Source organism: Parendozoicomonas haliclonae (assembly GCF_900174585.1).
GTDB classification, from domain to species: domain Bacteria; phylum Pseudomonadota; class Gammaproteobacteria; order Pseudomonadales; family Endozoicomonadaceae; genus Sansalvadorimonas; species Sansalvadorimonas haliclonae.
This window is the reverse complement of record NZ_FWPT01000003.1, coordinates 346,025-359,341: the sequence shown is the minus strand read 5'-3', so window position 1 is coordinate 359,341 and position 13,317 is coordinate 346,025. Positions and strand designations below refer to the sequence as shown.

The following is a 13,317-nucleotide window of genomic DNA, read 5'->3' as shown; positions in this document are numbered from 1 at the left end:
GTTCAATGTCATCTACTTAATGTAGGCTCTGTCGCTCAGCCAGTCACCCGCACCCGTTTGCTGCCGGTCGCAGGTGTGTCCTGGCTGGCTTTGCGGGCTTTTTCCAGACGGGCGTCAGTAATGTTCTTGATAGCAATCAGCAGCCCCATAAACACAAAAGCACCGGGAGGCAGAATGGCGAACAGGAACATCTTGTAGTCCGGAATCACCGTCAGCTCCCAGCTTGCTGCAGTCGGGCCGAACAGGAAGTCCATATTGGCAAACAGGGTGCCCTGACCAATCAATTCACGCAGGCCACCAAGGATGATCAGCACAGCGGCAAAGCCAAGGCCCATCATCACGCCATCAAGAATTGCTGGCAGCGGTGCATTGCGGGAAGCGAAGGCATCGGCACGGCCAAGGATGATGCAGTTGGTCACTATCAGCGGGATAAAAATACCCAGCACTTTGTAGAGTTCATAGGCCCAGGCCTGCATAACCAGCTCAACACAGGTGGTCATGCTGGCGATGATCATCACAAATACCGGCAGGCGGATTGCATCCGGTACTGTGCGGCGGAACAGGGACACCAGCAGGTTGGAGCACACCAGCACCACCAGAGTCGCCAGACCCAGACCGAGAGCGTTCACCACACTGCTGGAGACCCCCAACAGTGGGCAGAGCCCTAGCAGCTGTACCAGTGCCGGGTTATTTTTCCAAAGCCCCTGCAGGCTTCTTTCGCGAAAATCCACGCGGGAATCTGTGGCCATCATCAGTCTCCCTTGCTCTGGGCGGCAAGTTGTTCGCCGGCTTCGGCAAACACTTGGGTACGGTATTCATCAAACCAGTTTAAGGCCCGGTAAACGGCATTGACGACAGCGCGTGGCGTTACGGTTGCGCCGGTGAACTGGTCGAAATCACCACCATCTTTCTCGACTGCCCAGCCATCGTTTTCCGGATTGAGCAGGGATTTGCCGGTGAAGTCGAGAATCCAGTTGGAGACACGGGTTTCAATATCATCACCCAGTCCCGGGGTTTCCTTGTGGGAGACAACACGTACACCGGTGATCACACCTTCCCGGGTAATACCGACCAACAGCTGGATGCGCCCGTTATAACCATCAGGTGCGACCACGGGTAGAATCACTGCAGCCGGTTGCCCCTGCTTGAAGGCAACCCAGACCCGTGCCTGTTCGCTGATCGGTCCCAGCAGTTCCGGCTCCGGAGGAATCACGGTGGTATCCAGCAGCTTGTTATCAAACTGATTAGCCGGGAGAACCTCAAACAGAGCTTTTTGTTCGCTTAGACGAATCTGTTCGGCAATCCGTTCCTTGGTCATCAGCCAGGTGAACGACACCAGCCCGACAGTCAGCAGGGCAAACAGAGCCAGAGTCAGGCTGTTTTTACTGATGGCTTTGGCCAGCACAGAGCTGGTTTGTAATTTCTCTGTGCTCATTCCGGTTTCGCCATCCCGCGCTTCGGTTTACGGTGGCCGTAGGTTCTCGGCTGGGTCCAGTAATCAATGGCGGGTGCGGCCATATTCATCAGAAGTGTGGCGAAGGCGACGCCGTCCGGATAACCGCCCCAGGCCCGGATTACATAAGTGATGATGCCGACACCGGCACCAAAGATCAGACGACCTTTGTTGGACGTAGCGCCGCTGACCGGGTCGGTCACAATAAAGAACGCGCCCATCATGGTCGCGCCGGTAAACAGGTGAAAGATTGGCGAACCGTTGGACTCGGAGCCAGTGCCATTCCAGAACAGCAGCGACATCACCAGAATACTGCCCAGCATGGCAACCGGTGCATGCCAGCTGATAATTTTCTGCTTCAGCATAAACAGACCGCCGGCCAGAAATGCCAGATTGATCCACAGGGAATCTGTGCCGGTAATACCAGACAGGCGGGCATTTTCGGCCCAGAGTTCGGCCATGGTCAGGCTTTTGTTTTCCCGAACCAGATCCAGTGGTGTTGCCATGGTCCAGGCATCAATGCTGTGACCGGCAAAGATCACACCCAGTGTTTCCATAAGGCTGGGTTGAGCAATACCAGCGCCCTGCGGTGCCAGCCAGCTGGTCATTTCCAGCGGGAAGGAGATCAGCAGCAACACATAACCCAGCATGGCCGGGTTAAAGGGATTGTTGCCCATGCCGCCATAGAGCTGCTTGCCAAAGACAATGGCAAAGCTGACGCCCACCAGGGTCAGCCACAAGGGGGAACCGGCAGGAATGGCCAGGGCCAGCAGCCAGGCTGTTACCAGCGCACTGTTGTCTTTCAGATAGAACGACAGTGGGCGTTTACGTAACGCGAGAATCGCAGCCTCAGCTCCCAGGGCGACCAGAGAACACCAGAGCAGTTGAATAATCACACCCCAGCCAAAGAACCAGAGCTGAGCGGCAATCGCCGGAATCAGGGCGATCAGCACCAGCTTCATAATCTGCGCGGTGCTGTTTTTCCCCAGCGTATGGGGAGATGTTTGTCGTATCAGTGCCATAACTGTCTGTCTTAACCTCCGGTCTGCTCGAAGGTTGCCATATCCTGGCGCTTCTGTTCGAGATCGGTTTGCAGAGCTTCCAGGTCAGGGGAGCCGGAATCCTGAGCCGCTGTTAGAGCACGTTCCGCTTTCTTTACGGCAGCCTTCTTCATCGCCAGTTCAATCTTGAACTTTTTCTCGGCATCACTGAGAACAGGCTTGGATGGCTTTTTCGGTGCCGCTTCAGCCGCAGGTGCTATCTCTGTGGGAGCAGGTTCAGCGGCTTCAGGTTTAGGCTGTGCCTGTGTTTGTGACTGTTCAAAGGCTGTGATTTCCTGACGTTTCTGTTCGAGATCGGCCCGCAAACTTTCAACATCATCACTATTGGACTCTTCAGCTGAGGCCAGAGCGCGTTCGGCTTTCTTTACTGCAGCCTTTTTCATAGCCAGTTCAATCTTGAACTTCTTCTCAGCATCACTGAGAACCGGCTTTTTCGGTTTGGCGGCTACAGCTTCTGTTGAAGCCGGTTTTGTTTGTACTGCCGGCGCTTCTGCCGCGCTATCGTATTCCTGCTGCAGCTGTGCAATCTGTTGCTGAAACTGGGTGATCGTGCTTTGCAGTGTTGAATGCTGGTCACTGCCGGCTTCCATCTGGGCTAGAGCACGCTCGGACTTCTTCAGCTGAGCCTTGGCCATGGAGAGTTGAATCTTCAGTTCTTTCTGGCGTGGTGACAGTTGAGGCTTGGCTGGCTTTTCTGCAGGGGCTGCTTCTGCGCCTGCGGTGCGGGCGGCTTTTCTGGCCTGAGCGCGGGCCAGTGCAGCTTTGACTGGATCATCTTCGACTGCAGCAGGGGCTGCTTCTGTGGTTCCAGTTGCCGCTGATTGCGCAGCAGCCTCTTTGGCTTCTTTCAGCTTACGGGCTTTCTCTGCATTGGCCTTGCGGCGGGCTTCCTTCTCGGCCTCGATGGTGGCGAGGCGCTCCTGACGATGTTCAAAGCGAACCCGGGAGCGTTCAGCCTTCTCGCTGCGCAGTTTCTGAGTGCGAATTTCATCCTTGCCGGCGCGGTAGTACTGCACCAGAGGAATCGAACTCGGGCAGACATAGGAGCAGGCGCCACACTCGATACAGTCGAACAGGTTGTGGTGTTCAAGCTGATCGTGGTTCTGAGATTTTGCGTACCAGTACAGTTGCTGAGGCAGCAAACTGATCGGGCAGGCTTCGGCGCACAGTCCACAGCGGATACAAGCCTGGGCGGGCGGTGCCGGAGGGAACTCCTCACGGGTGCCGGCAATCAGACAGTTGGTCAGTTTGGTGACCGGAACCGCATCAGTATCCAGCGTATGACCCATCATCGGACCGCCCTGAATCAGAGTGTCAAAGGCGTCCACATTCAGTCCGGCAAAGCGGAGCAGATGGTAAGCCGGGGTGCCGATCAAGGCCTCGACATTCTGAGGCTGGGAAACCGCTTCCCCGGTAATGGTGGTAATGCGGGAGATCAGCGGCTTGCCTTCAATAATGGCATCGTGAATCGCCACAATAGTGCCGACGTTGTAGCAAAGAATCCCGATATCCACGGAGCGGGCATCGTTAGGGACTTCCTTGCCGGTCAGCAGCCAGATCAGACGCTGGGCGTCACCGGACGGGTATTTGGTCGGTACGGAATAAACGTCAATGCCCGGTTTGTCGGCACAGGCTTCCGCCAGAATCTGCAGCGCTTCCTGTTTGTTGTCTTCTATCCCGATCATCACCTGCTCAGGCTGGAGCAGATGCTGGAGAATCTCGATACCGCTGATCAGCTGTGCGGCACGCTCCCGCATCAGCATATCGTCAGCAGTGATATACGGTTCGCACTCGGCACCGTTAACGACCAGTGTATGAATCTTGCTGGCTTTACGGGAGGCCATCTTTACTGCAGCCGGGAAGCCCGCGCCACCCAGACCGACAACACCGGCGTCGTGAATACGCTGAACCAGTTCTTCCTGATCCGCAGTAGTGTAATCCGCCACGGGTGATAGCTCACACCAGCGATCATTGCCGTCAGCGGCCAGAATCAGGCACGGCTCTTCCAGTCCGGACCAGTGAGGCACCGAATGCATTTCAATCGCGGTGATGGTGCCGGACGTAGGTGCATGCACCGGCGCGCTGACAAAGCCGGAAGCGCGGGCCAGCATCTGGCCTTTCAGTACCTTGTCGCCTACTGCGACCAAAGGCTGCGCAGCGGCACCGGAATGCTGGTTCAGCGGCAGAATATATTCGCTGGCCAGTGGAGGTGTGGCGATCGGCGTCCGGGTGGACTGCGCTTTGTTTTCCTCAGGGTGTACGCCGCCGGGAAAATCATGGAGTGTTTTCAGAGGGATGGCAGCAGTCATGCAATTTCCCCCTGTTTGTCAGTAGCAATCAAATGCATCGGTGCAGACGAAGAGGGCAGTGGCCATTGCCAGTTACGGGTAGTCGTGGCAATGGGAATCATATCAATACAGTCAACCGGGCAGGGCTCGACACACAGATCACAGCCGGTGCACTCATCGGCAATCACAGTATGCATCAGCTTGGCGGCACCGAGGATGGCATCCACCGGACAGGCCTGAATACATTTGGTGCAGCCGATACATTCATCTTCACGGATCACTGCCACCATCGGCGGCTTTTCTTCACCATGTTCGCCATCCAGCTCCATCGGCTCCATATCGAGCAGATCAGCCAGAGCGTTGATGGTGGACTGGCCGCCGGGAGGGCACTTGTTAATATCTTCGCCATTGGCAATGGCTTCGGCGTACGGCCGGCAGCCGGGGTGACCGCACTGGCCACACTGGGTCTGGGGAAGAAGATCATTGATCTGGTCAACGATCGGATTGCCTTCCACTTTGAAACGTTCGGAGGCAAAGCCAAGCAGCGCGCCAAACAGCAGTGCCAGCAATAACAGGGCAAGCAGGGCGTAAATTACAATTTCCATATTCGCTCTGCCCTCCTTACAACTTGATCAGGCCGGTAAAGCCCATAAAGGCTAGAGACATCAGACCCGCAGTGATCATACCAATGGCCGCGCCCCGGAAGGGTGTCGGTACATCGGCAGCGGCAATGCGTTCACGCATGGCCGCAAACAGCACCAGAACCAGCGAGAAGCCGGCAGCGGCACCAAAGCCGTACATGGCGGAATCCACAAACGAGGTATTGAGGCGGTTACTGTTCAGCAGGGCAACACCCAGTACCGCACAGTTACTGGTGATCAGCGGCAGAAAGACCCCGAGAACCCGGTATAGCAGCGGACTGGTCTTCTTCACCACCATCTCGGTGAACTGCACCACAACGGCAATCACCAGAATGAAGGACAGGGTTTTCAGAAACTCAACGCCCAGCGGCACCAGAATATATTCGTAGGTGATATAACTGCAGATCGAGGCCAGGGTCAGTACAAAGGTGGTGGCGAGAGACATGCCAACCGCAGTTTCCAGACGGTTGGAGACACCCATAAACGGGCACAGGCCAAGGAACTGAACCAGTACAAAGTTATTGACCAGAATTGCGCTGACCAGAATCAGGGACAGCTCGGTCATGGTTTCCATATCGTGTTACTCATATCTGCAGCGTGGGCCTGATGCACCTGATCAGGCTCCCGGCATTCAGTGCCATGGCTGGGCAAGTATTATTCAGGAGCAGGCTATTCCACACAACCATATCAAGACGCGGGATTAATGATTTCTGGGAATATGCTTATGAAGCCTGTCTTGACCAGTTCAGGACCCATAGGCAATAGCCGGGGGCGGCATTATAAAGGGTAAGGAAGAGAAAAACAGGCTTATCTGCTTCTGCGGCGAGCGGTTGGAAAGCTCAGCTTTCTTTTCAGTTTTCGGCAGGACTTGCGCTTTTTGGGAGTGTATTTCTGCTCATCACTCTCTGTTGATGCTTTTGGCTTGTTCTTTTCGGCGGGTTCCGTTTCTTTAGACTTCTTACGCAGTTCCTTCATGGTGTTGTTCACAATGCGGTGTCCCACAATGCCAAGGAGCTGCATGCTAAAGCCCATCGCCTTGCTGACGGCTTTCTGTTTACCGGTGGTCATACATTCCAGCATGGCAATCGCCAGACGGCAGCGTCCCTTCTGGAACTGTTGGTCCTGCCCGGATTTTGGAAACAGTCTTTTGCCCGAGAATTCCTCATTGATCATTGAAGCGTGATGCTCATAACAGAGGGCCGACATGGTGGTCGAATCCACAGGAATGCCGCAGGCACTGACTAGCAGGCAGGTGCGGTATGGGCTGCTCAGGATATACATGTAAATATTACACAGCATCGGCAGTGGGAAGAACATAGCCGTCACGAAGCTTTTCAGCTCAAGGGCGATGTACTTTATTGGCACCTGCACGGTCTTGGGGGCTTTTAGGAACAGATGCGTTAGCGGGCTGGCCTTGTCCAGATAGCGACAAATGGTTTTGCCACCCACAAACAGTGCCTTGCCCGTCGATGTCTTTGCCGAGTGAGCCACGGAACGCCCCCATTTGCGGCTGCGTACCAGCGTATCGCTCACTGAGTTCAGCAACGACAGATCCAGTGAATCCTGGATGCAGGAGAGCTGCATTGTGTTACATCTTGCCGACATGGCGGTTATCCCTAACATCCCTGTTACCTGAGTTCAGACAGCGCTGCCGTCCGGATTGTTACGAAGAATGGCTAACAGTTCTGTCAGTATCCCTAACAACAGGCTGCGAATGACTTATTTGTGGCTTCAATGTGGCTGTTTGAATACGTGCAGGGGGGGTAATAAAAAAAGCACCGGGCAGAGGGGTTTTGGCTAGGCTTTAGCGCTTTTGAAGGGGAAAACGATGCGAAAGGCCTGTATGACCCTGCTCTTGGCGGGAGCGATGTTCTCCTGTTCCATGGCTCAAGCGGCTGTTGGTGTGCCAGGTATCCGGTTCCTGCCGAAACCGGTCTTTTTTATGCTGGCCAAAAGCATGATGCCTCACTCGTATTTTCGTCATGCCCGCTGGGCTGAAGATGTAACCCGACAACCCCATAATCTGCCCGTGAACAATCAGGAACTCTCGACCGAAGATTTCCTCAAGCTGTACAAGCCGATCCCCCACGAACGGGCGGTGGATATTTATTTTATGGTGATGGCGCTGACCAGCATATTTGAGGAGCTTGATATCAAGGCGCTGCCTGTGGGTGGCACCATGCTGGGCATGCTGCGAAATAAAGGGCAGCTGCCCCATGATGATGATGCGGACTTCGCTGTAAAACTGGATGATTACGATACGTTATTACAGCATCCAGAGCTTTTTGCCCAATATGGATTGAAGCTGCGCCGGATTCCAGGATTAGGCATGCAGTTATGTTTTGCCGATGATCAGGAGTGGCCGGCCATGACGGTCACACTGGCGCGTAATACCATGGCGGGAGCTTTGAACAAGCTGAAAATTCCTGTCGCCAAAAAGCCGCTCACGAAAAAGGCATTTATTGATATCACGCCTGTCCAGCTGGACGAAGAGGCGGATGCCTACCGTTATTATGGAGACTATGCCAGTGAGATCTGGTATCAGCAGACGATTCCGCGGGAACTGATTGAAGGCGAGTACAGCTATTACTCCTTTGGCCCAACACGCATCCGCGCGCCCAAGGATAAACATGCACTTCTGGCCAATATGGAAAGTGTTTATCCACACTCTATGACCCATATTATGCGCACCCCGGATCACAGTCTGCATCAGAATGTGAAAGCGGAACTACGGCCACTGACGACTGGTCAGAAGCAACCATTCCCGCTGACGCGAGACGATTTTACCTCGTTGAAGCAAAAGGTTTCTGATGCCGGCCTGCTCAGCAAAGTCGTATTGAAGCGCCCTGTTTTTGCTGAGCTGGAGACTGCGACCTCCGCTAATTTGCGTCGTAGTGAGCGGGTGAGAAGCCAAAAGGTTGAACGCTCTGCTCAGAGGCAAGATTCGATTCAGGATGCTGCTCATCTGAATCGGCAGTCAGGGGCGATGGGGAAATCGGCATCCAGTCTTGGTTATGGCACGAAATAATCGACCATAAATAACATGCCCTAAGCCATGTCCTTGTCCAGTCGGGTCGATATAATGGATTGATCTTCCAAGGATAATAACAATGCTGAACTGGATCTGGACCTGGCTGCGGCCCTATAAACTCAGGCTGGTGGGTGCGTTGATCGCGCTGATTTTTACTGCCGGTATTACCCTGGCTTTGGGGCAGGGCGTTCGGTTGATGATTGATCGAGGCTTTGTGGAAGGCTCGGTAGAAGGTCTGCAGCAGGCCTTGTTCTTCTTTCTGACGCTGGTGGTTGCCATGAGCATTGGTGCCTACTGCCGTTTCTATCTGGTGTCCTGGCTGGGGGAGCGGGTTGTCGCCGATATCCGCAGCCAGCTTTACCAACATCTTATTACTCTTCCACCGTCGTTTTTTGAAGAGAATCTTTCTGGTGAAATCCAGAGCCGGATTACCACCGACACGACCTTGCTGCAGAGTGTGATTGGCTCTTCGGTGTCCTTTGCGTTGCGCAATGTGCTGATCTTTGTCGGCGGGCTGGTACTGATGCTGGTGAGCAATCTCAAACTCAGCCTGATCGTGCTGTTTACCGTACCGGTTGTTATTTTCCCGCTGCTTTTTTTCGGACGTAAGGTGCGCAAGTTATCCCGCGACAGTCAGGACAAGGTGGCTGATGTCGGTGCCTGGGCCGGCGAAAGCCTGCTGCATATCCGTATCGTTCAGGCCTTTAATGGTGAGCCTCATGTGACGGAACGTTTTAATGGCAGCGTCGAAAGTGCGTTTCAAGTGGCCTTGCGACGTATCCGACAACGGGCGGTGTTGATTGCCTTGGTCATGCTGCTGGTTCTGGGGGCTGTCGGCGGGATGCTTTATATCGGTGGCACCGATGTGCTGGCTGGGCGTTTGTCCGGTGGTGATCTGGCGGCGTTCCTGTTTTACGCCATTGTTGTGGCTGGCTCTCTGGCTGCGGTTACGGAAGTGTATGGTGAGCTGCAACGGGCTGCCGGAGCTGCAGACCGTTTGCGTGAACTGATGGCGGTTGATCCGGAGATTCAGTCTCCGTCACAGCCTCATAGCGTTAATGAGGTTCAGGGGCGGCTGTCGCTACAGAATATTGATTTCCGTTACCCTTCACGGCCGGAGTCTCTGGCCCTGTCTGGCCTTGATCTGGATATCAAGGCCGGGGAACGGATTGCCCTAGTCGGGCCATCTGGTGCCGGAAAGTCCACCCTGTTTGATCTGTTGCTGCGCTTCCGGGATCCGGAGCAGGGGTTGATTACGCTTGATGGCGCTCCGCTCAAGGATCTGGCTCTGGATGAGCTGCGCAGTCAGTTTGCCCTGGTTCCACAACAGCCGGTGCTGTTCAGTGCCAGCATCCGTGAGAACCTTCGCTATGGTGCACCTGATGCTACGGATGAAGAGATTGAGCAGGCGGCCATTGCTGCCCATGCCGATGAATTTATCCGCCAGATGCCGGAAGGTTATGACAGTCTTCTGGGTGAACAGGGTGTGAAAATCTCTGGTGGGCAAAGGCAGCGGCTGGCGATAGCTCGTGCCATTTTGCGTGACCCGAAAATTTTGTTGCTGGATGAAGCCACCAGTGCTCTGGATGCTGAGAGTGAATACAAGGTTCAACAGGCACTGGATCAGTTGATGGAAGGGCGCACCACACTGGTGATCGCTCACCGTCTGGCAACGATTGCCCATGTTGACCGTATTGTGGTGATGGATCAGGGGAAAGTGGTGGCCAGTGGCACCCATGATCAGCTGCTCAGCCAGTCACCTCTTTATCGGCGTCTGGCTGAGTTGCAGTTTCGCGCGGCGTGATCAGATGTCGTTGTCAGAGTCTGTATCTGTGAGGTTGTCTTCTTCCGGTACATCAGGACTTTGAGGTTCATCCGCATCGGTACTTGCCGGTGCATTTTCCTCTGGCTGAGATTCGGATTGTTCAGGCTCCGGGTTTTCCTGCCCGGGTTCCCGACTCTCAGAAACGGGTTCTTCCAAAGGTTCGGCTACCGGCTCTTCCGTTGGATTTGGCTGTAGGGACGATTCCGGCTCAGGCGCTGGTTCTGGAGCAGGTTCAGGAGTGACTTCAGGCTCTACCGGCGGCGGCTGAGGCTTGGCTTTGGGTTTCCCGGGTAAGCGTGGACGCTTCATCTCTGCCAGACAGACATCCAGTACGTCACTTTCACCGGCAAACTCCAGATTAACCAGATTCAGAGGCAGCCCCTGGCTACGCAAAGCATTGGCCACATAACGAGTCAGACCGGAGGTGTGCAGCAGAGTCCGGTTCAGGGCATAGCGACTGTTAACCTTGTGAGGCAGCGTGCTGTAATCCTCTGGAGCAGGCTCCAGATAAACTGGCGCAAGGTTGAGCTTTCCCGGTTGGTCAGGAAGGTTACCGGTGATATCCAGACGGCGCAGACGGGTTTCATTAAGAGGCGTGGGTGCCTTTCCGGCCAAAATTTCCAGATTGTCCTTACTGTTCCACAGCCAGGCTGGTGCTTCTCCGAGACTGTCGGCAATCACGATGATCCGTGCCTGAGTTTCAAGGATTTCGGCGATTGAAAAATCAACGCCTTGGTCCGGGCTGATCAAACGTTCTTTCTGCAAAGTGTTTTCCAGAAGCTCGTAGAGATCAGAAAAGTAGAGGGCTTTGGGCGTGACCAGATTGACTCTCAGCACCAACAGCTCGTCAGGGTTGGTATTCAGGAAGGCATTGATATCCGCCAGCATGGCCGACAGCCGTGCACCGGACATGCCAAAGGTGGAGAGATAGTCGTCTTCGGCATAAGGCGAAAAGGTCGGGGTTAGCTGCATATCCAGAAAACGTACGCCGGCCTGCAACTGTTCTTCGACGGTAAGATCCTGGGTTTGTGCCCACTGTCTGAGAACATAGGTTTTCGGGCGTTCAAAGAAGGTCTTCTGCTTTTTGACCCACTGCTGAAATGGAATAAATCCGGCGGGTGCCCCTTTGGGGATAAACAGACTCTTTTTGCCTTGCCCATAAGAACCGGTGATATGGCTGCCGATCAGGCAAAGGTCACGAAAATGCAGGTCGGACTGCCGGGCAAAGAGTTCGGTCATCCAGCGTTCCGGATTGATGTCCTGTTCCGCATCGCGGGTGAACTTGAGGTTGATGCCGTAACCTTCGCCGGCCACCCATTTTTTCTCTTTATGGAAAATCACGTCGATGCCATCCAGCCAGTCAGTCCGGTAGGTGCGCATCTTGGCCCATTCGCCTTCACTGTCACGATAAAACAGCTCTAGCTGACCATTTTTCTCGGCGGGATAGCAGGATGTTGCGGCGGTCCAGTTAAAGTGCAGCGGGCCCCCTTCCGGCGCTGTCAGAACCGGTTCGCCCTTGCCGTTATAAATCTTCACACCGACGCTAACATTGTGCAGTACCGCGCCCACCACCCGCAGCAGTTTATTATCCAGACAGTACTGACCATCCCTGGCCGCAAAGGATGGGGTAGCAAACAGTAGAATCAGAAGATACAGGCCGGATTTGAACATAACAGGACTCTCGTGAAGGCAGGTTCTGTTGTGTTATGTCGGCCTGAAGGCGCAGGGCTATATAAGTTGTCAGTAAGGCAGATTCAGGGTTGGCTGTAGATATCACCGGCCTTCATCACAAACTCCACACTGTGCAGTTGCGAGATATCCTCCAGCGGGTTGCCTTTGACGGCAATAATGTCGGCCCGGTATCCCGGAGTAATTTGGCCCCGATCGGGCAGACCCAGCAGCTCGGCAGCATTGACAGTGGCTGTGCGTATGGCATCCAGATTGCTCATACCCAGCTCAACCAGTTCATCAAACTCCACCGCATTGTGACCATGGGGAACCACGGCGGCATCTGTGCCAAAGGCCACCCGGACACCGGCATTAATGGCTTCGGTCAGGCTGATTCTGGCGTAGGGTGCCAGCGCGGCCGCCTTTCTCTCGCCGGTTCGCGACAGGCCGGCCGAGGGTAAAAATTTAAGAAGAGCTATCGTCGGCACAAGCCAGGTGTTGCGTTCCACCATTAGTTCAATGGCTTCCGGTGTCAGCAGAAAGCCATGCTCCACCGAATCCACGCCGGCTTTTACGGCAGCGATCACCGAGCTGGCCGCATGGGCATGGGCGGCCACTTTGAGATTGTGCCGGTGGGCCTCGGTGACCAGAGCTTCCAGCTCTTCATCGCTGATATCCGGTGATTTAAAGGCTGCCTCTGAGGTTGCTCCGCCGCCGACCGCAACCTTGATAACCTTGGCCCCCCGGCGCACCTGATGACGCACAGCCTTGATAATTTCCTCACGACCATCGGCCATACCAAACTCCGGCTGGGGCGTAAGAATCTCCCGCACGTAACCGCCAAAGTCACAGTGTCCTCCGGTACGGCAGATTATATGGCCGCAGGTGATCATATCCGGGCCAGGCACAAAGCCTTTATTGATGGCGTTCATCAGGGAGATATCTGCAAAACGAAAAGAGCCCAGATCCCGAACGGTGGTAAAGCCCGCCTTCAAGGTCAGCAGTGCGTTTCGTGCACCGCGCAGTGCCCAGTCGGCCTCGCTTTCCCTTACCGGCTGCTCCCGCCAGCCCGGGGTAATATCCCGGGTAAGGTGAGTGTGGCTGTCGATTAGACCGGGTAAGAGGGTGTACCCCGGTAGATCGATTTCAATGGCATCTACTATCTCTTGCGCATTAATAGACCGGATGGACGAACCATCGATCAGGATACGTGCCGGTTTGATCAGGTCACCGGAGTTTACATCCAGCCAAGCGTCGGCATTGAGGGCGGTGAGCTGAGCTTGCACAACAAAGGATGCCATCAGACACAGCATCCCGAGAACAAGAAACGGCTTGCGGGGTTTCATGAGA

11 protein-coding genes are annotated in these 13,317 nt (G+C 54.8%); 2 read left to right on the top strand and 9 right to left on the bottom strand.

The annotated features are described in order from the left end of the window. Window positions 1-35 precede the first annotated feature (35 nt). From EHSB41UT_RS08050 to EHSB41UT_RS08020, 7 genes are all read right to left on the bottom strand, one after another. A complete protein-coding gene (locus EHSB41UT_RS08050) occupies window positions 36-752 on the bottom strand; it encodes an electron transport complex subunit E (protein ID WP_207626592.1) in 717 nt (238 codons plus the stop codon). Beyond that, window positions 752-1,435 carry an electron transport complex subunit RsxG gene (rsxG, locus tag EHSB41UT_RS08045; protein WP_087108568.1) on the bottom strand — a complete coding sequence of 228 codons (684 nt, stop codon included), beginning with the start codon at window positions 1,433-1,435 and terminating at the stop codon, window positions 752-754. Before rsxG ends, EHSB41UT_RS08050 begins: the two co-directional genes overlap by 1 nt. Continuing rightward, a complete protein-coding gene (gene rsxD / locus EHSB41UT_RS08040) occupies window positions 1,432-2,475 on the bottom strand; it encodes an electron transport complex subunit RsxD (RefSeq protein ID WP_087108566.1) in 1,044 nt (347 codons plus the stop codon). The genes rsxG and rsxD overlap by 4 nt, the downstream gene beginning before the upstream one ends. Window positions 2,476-2,486: 11 nt before the next feature. Further along, window positions 2,487-4,823 carry an electron transport complex subunit RsxC gene (gene rsxC, locus EHSB41UT_RS08035; protein WP_087108564.1) on the bottom strand — a complete coding sequence of 779 codons (2,337 nt, stop codon included), beginning with the start codon at window positions 4,821-4,823 and terminating at the stop codon, window positions 2,487-2,489. Further along, window positions 4,820-5,407 carry an electron transport complex subunit RsxB gene (gene rsxB / locus EHSB41UT_RS08030; RefSeq protein ID WP_087108562.1) on the bottom strand — a complete coding sequence of 196 codons (588 nt, stop codon included), beginning with the start codon at window positions 5,405-5,407 and terminating at the stop codon, window positions 4,820-4,822. Before rsxB ends, rsxC begins: the two co-directional genes overlap by 4 nt. A gap of 16 nt (window positions 5,408-5,423) precedes the next feature. Beyond that, window positions 5,424-6,008 (bottom strand): electron transport complex subunit RsxA, encoded by a 585-nt coding sequence (gene rsxA, locus EHSB41UT_RS08025; RefSeq protein WP_087108560.1) that lies wholly within the window; start codon window positions 6,006-6,008, stop codon window positions 5,424-5,426. Window positions 6,009-6,250: 242 nt separating this feature from the next. Beyond that, window positions 6,251-7,048 (bottom strand): hypothetical protein, encoded by a 798-nt coding sequence (locus EHSB41UT_RS08020; RefSeq protein WP_133060438.1) that lies wholly within the window; start codon window positions 7,046-7,048, stop codon window positions 6,251-6,253. A gap of 223 nt (window positions 7,049-7,271) precedes the next feature. Between EHSB41UT_RS08020 and EHSB41UT_RS08015 the strand changes: the two genes are divergently transcribed. Together EHSB41UT_RS08015 and EHSB41UT_RS08010 are read left to right on the top strand one after the other, a co-directional pair. Next, window positions 7,272-8,471, top strand: a complete 1,200-nt coding sequence (locus EHSB41UT_RS08015) for a LicD family protein (RefSeq protein WP_087108556.1) — start codon at window positions 7,272-7,274, stop codon at window positions 8,469-8,471. 82 nt (window positions 8,472-8,553) lie between these two features. Then, the gene (locus tag EHSB41UT_RS08010; RefSeq protein ID WP_087108554.1) at window positions 8,554-10,278 is read left to right on the top strand and encodes an ABC transporter transmembrane domain-containing protein; all 1,725 of its coding nucleotides are present in this window, start codon (window positions 8,554-8,556) and stop codon (window positions 10,276-10,278) included. On the opposite strand, the gene EHSB41UT_RS08005 is transcribed toward EHSB41UT_RS08010, so the two are convergent. After that, window positions 10,279-11,970: a phosphoinositide-specific phospholipase C-related protein gene (locus EHSB41UT_RS08005; protein WP_087108552.1), complete on the bottom strand. Its 1,692-nt coding sequence runs from the start codon at window positions 11,968-11,970 to the stop codon at window positions 10,279-10,281. An 83-nt stretch (window positions 11,971-12,053) separates the two neighbouring features. Next, on the bottom strand, window positions 12,054-13,268 hold the full coding sequence (locus tag EHSB41UT_RS08000; RefSeq protein ID WP_165767187.1) for a metal-dependent hydrolase family protein: 1,215 nt from the start codon (window positions 13,266-13,268) through the stop codon (window positions 12,054-12,056). Window positions 13,269-13,317: the final 49 nt, after the last annotated feature.

Bases quoted from the DNA above. Each gene is read 5' to 3' on its own strand.
- rsxD (WP_087108566.1), bottom strand. From the start codon at position 2,475: ATGGCACTGATACGACAAACATCTCCCCATACGCTGGGGAAAAACAGC.
- EHSB41UT_RS08010 (WP_087108554.1), top strand. From the start codon at position 8,554: ATGCTGAACTGGATCTGGACCTGGCTGCGGCCCTATAAACTCAGGCTG.
- rsxA (WP_087108560.1), bottom strand. From the start codon at position 6,008: ATGACCGAGCTGTCCCTGATTCTGGTCAGCGCAATTCTGGTCAATAAC.
- EHSB41UT_RS08050 (WP_207626592.1), bottom strand. From the start codon at position 752: ATGATGGCCACAGATTCCCGCGTGGATTTTCGCGAAAGAAGCCTGCAG.
- EHSB41UT_RS08020 (WP_133060438.1), bottom strand. From the start codon at position 7,048: ATGTCGGCAAGATGTAACACAATGCAGCTCTCCTGCATCCAGGATTCA.
- EHSB41UT_RS08015 (WP_087108556.1), top strand. From the start codon at position 7,272: ATGCGAAAGGCCTGTATGACCCTGCTCTTGGCGGGAGCGATGTTCTCC.
- EHSB41UT_RS08000 (WP_165767187.1), bottom strand. From the start codon at position 13,268: ATGGCATCCTTTGTTGTGCAAGCTCAGCTCACCGCCCTCAATGCCGAC.
- rsxC (WP_087108564.1), bottom strand. From the start codon at position 4,823: ATGACTGCTGCCATCCCTCTGAAAACACTCCATGATTTTCCCGGCGGC.
- EHSB41UT_RS08005 (WP_087108552.1), bottom strand. From the start codon at position 11,970: ATGTTCAAATCCGGCCTGTATCTTCTGATTCTACTGTTTGCTACCCCA.
- rsxG (WP_087108568.1), bottom strand. From the start codon at position 1,435: ATGAGCACAGAGAAATTACAAACCAGCTCTGTGCTGGCCAAAGCCATC.
- rsxB (WP_087108562.1), bottom strand. From the start codon at position 5,407: ATGGAAATTGTAATTTACGCCCTGCTTGCCCTGTTATTGCTGGCACTG.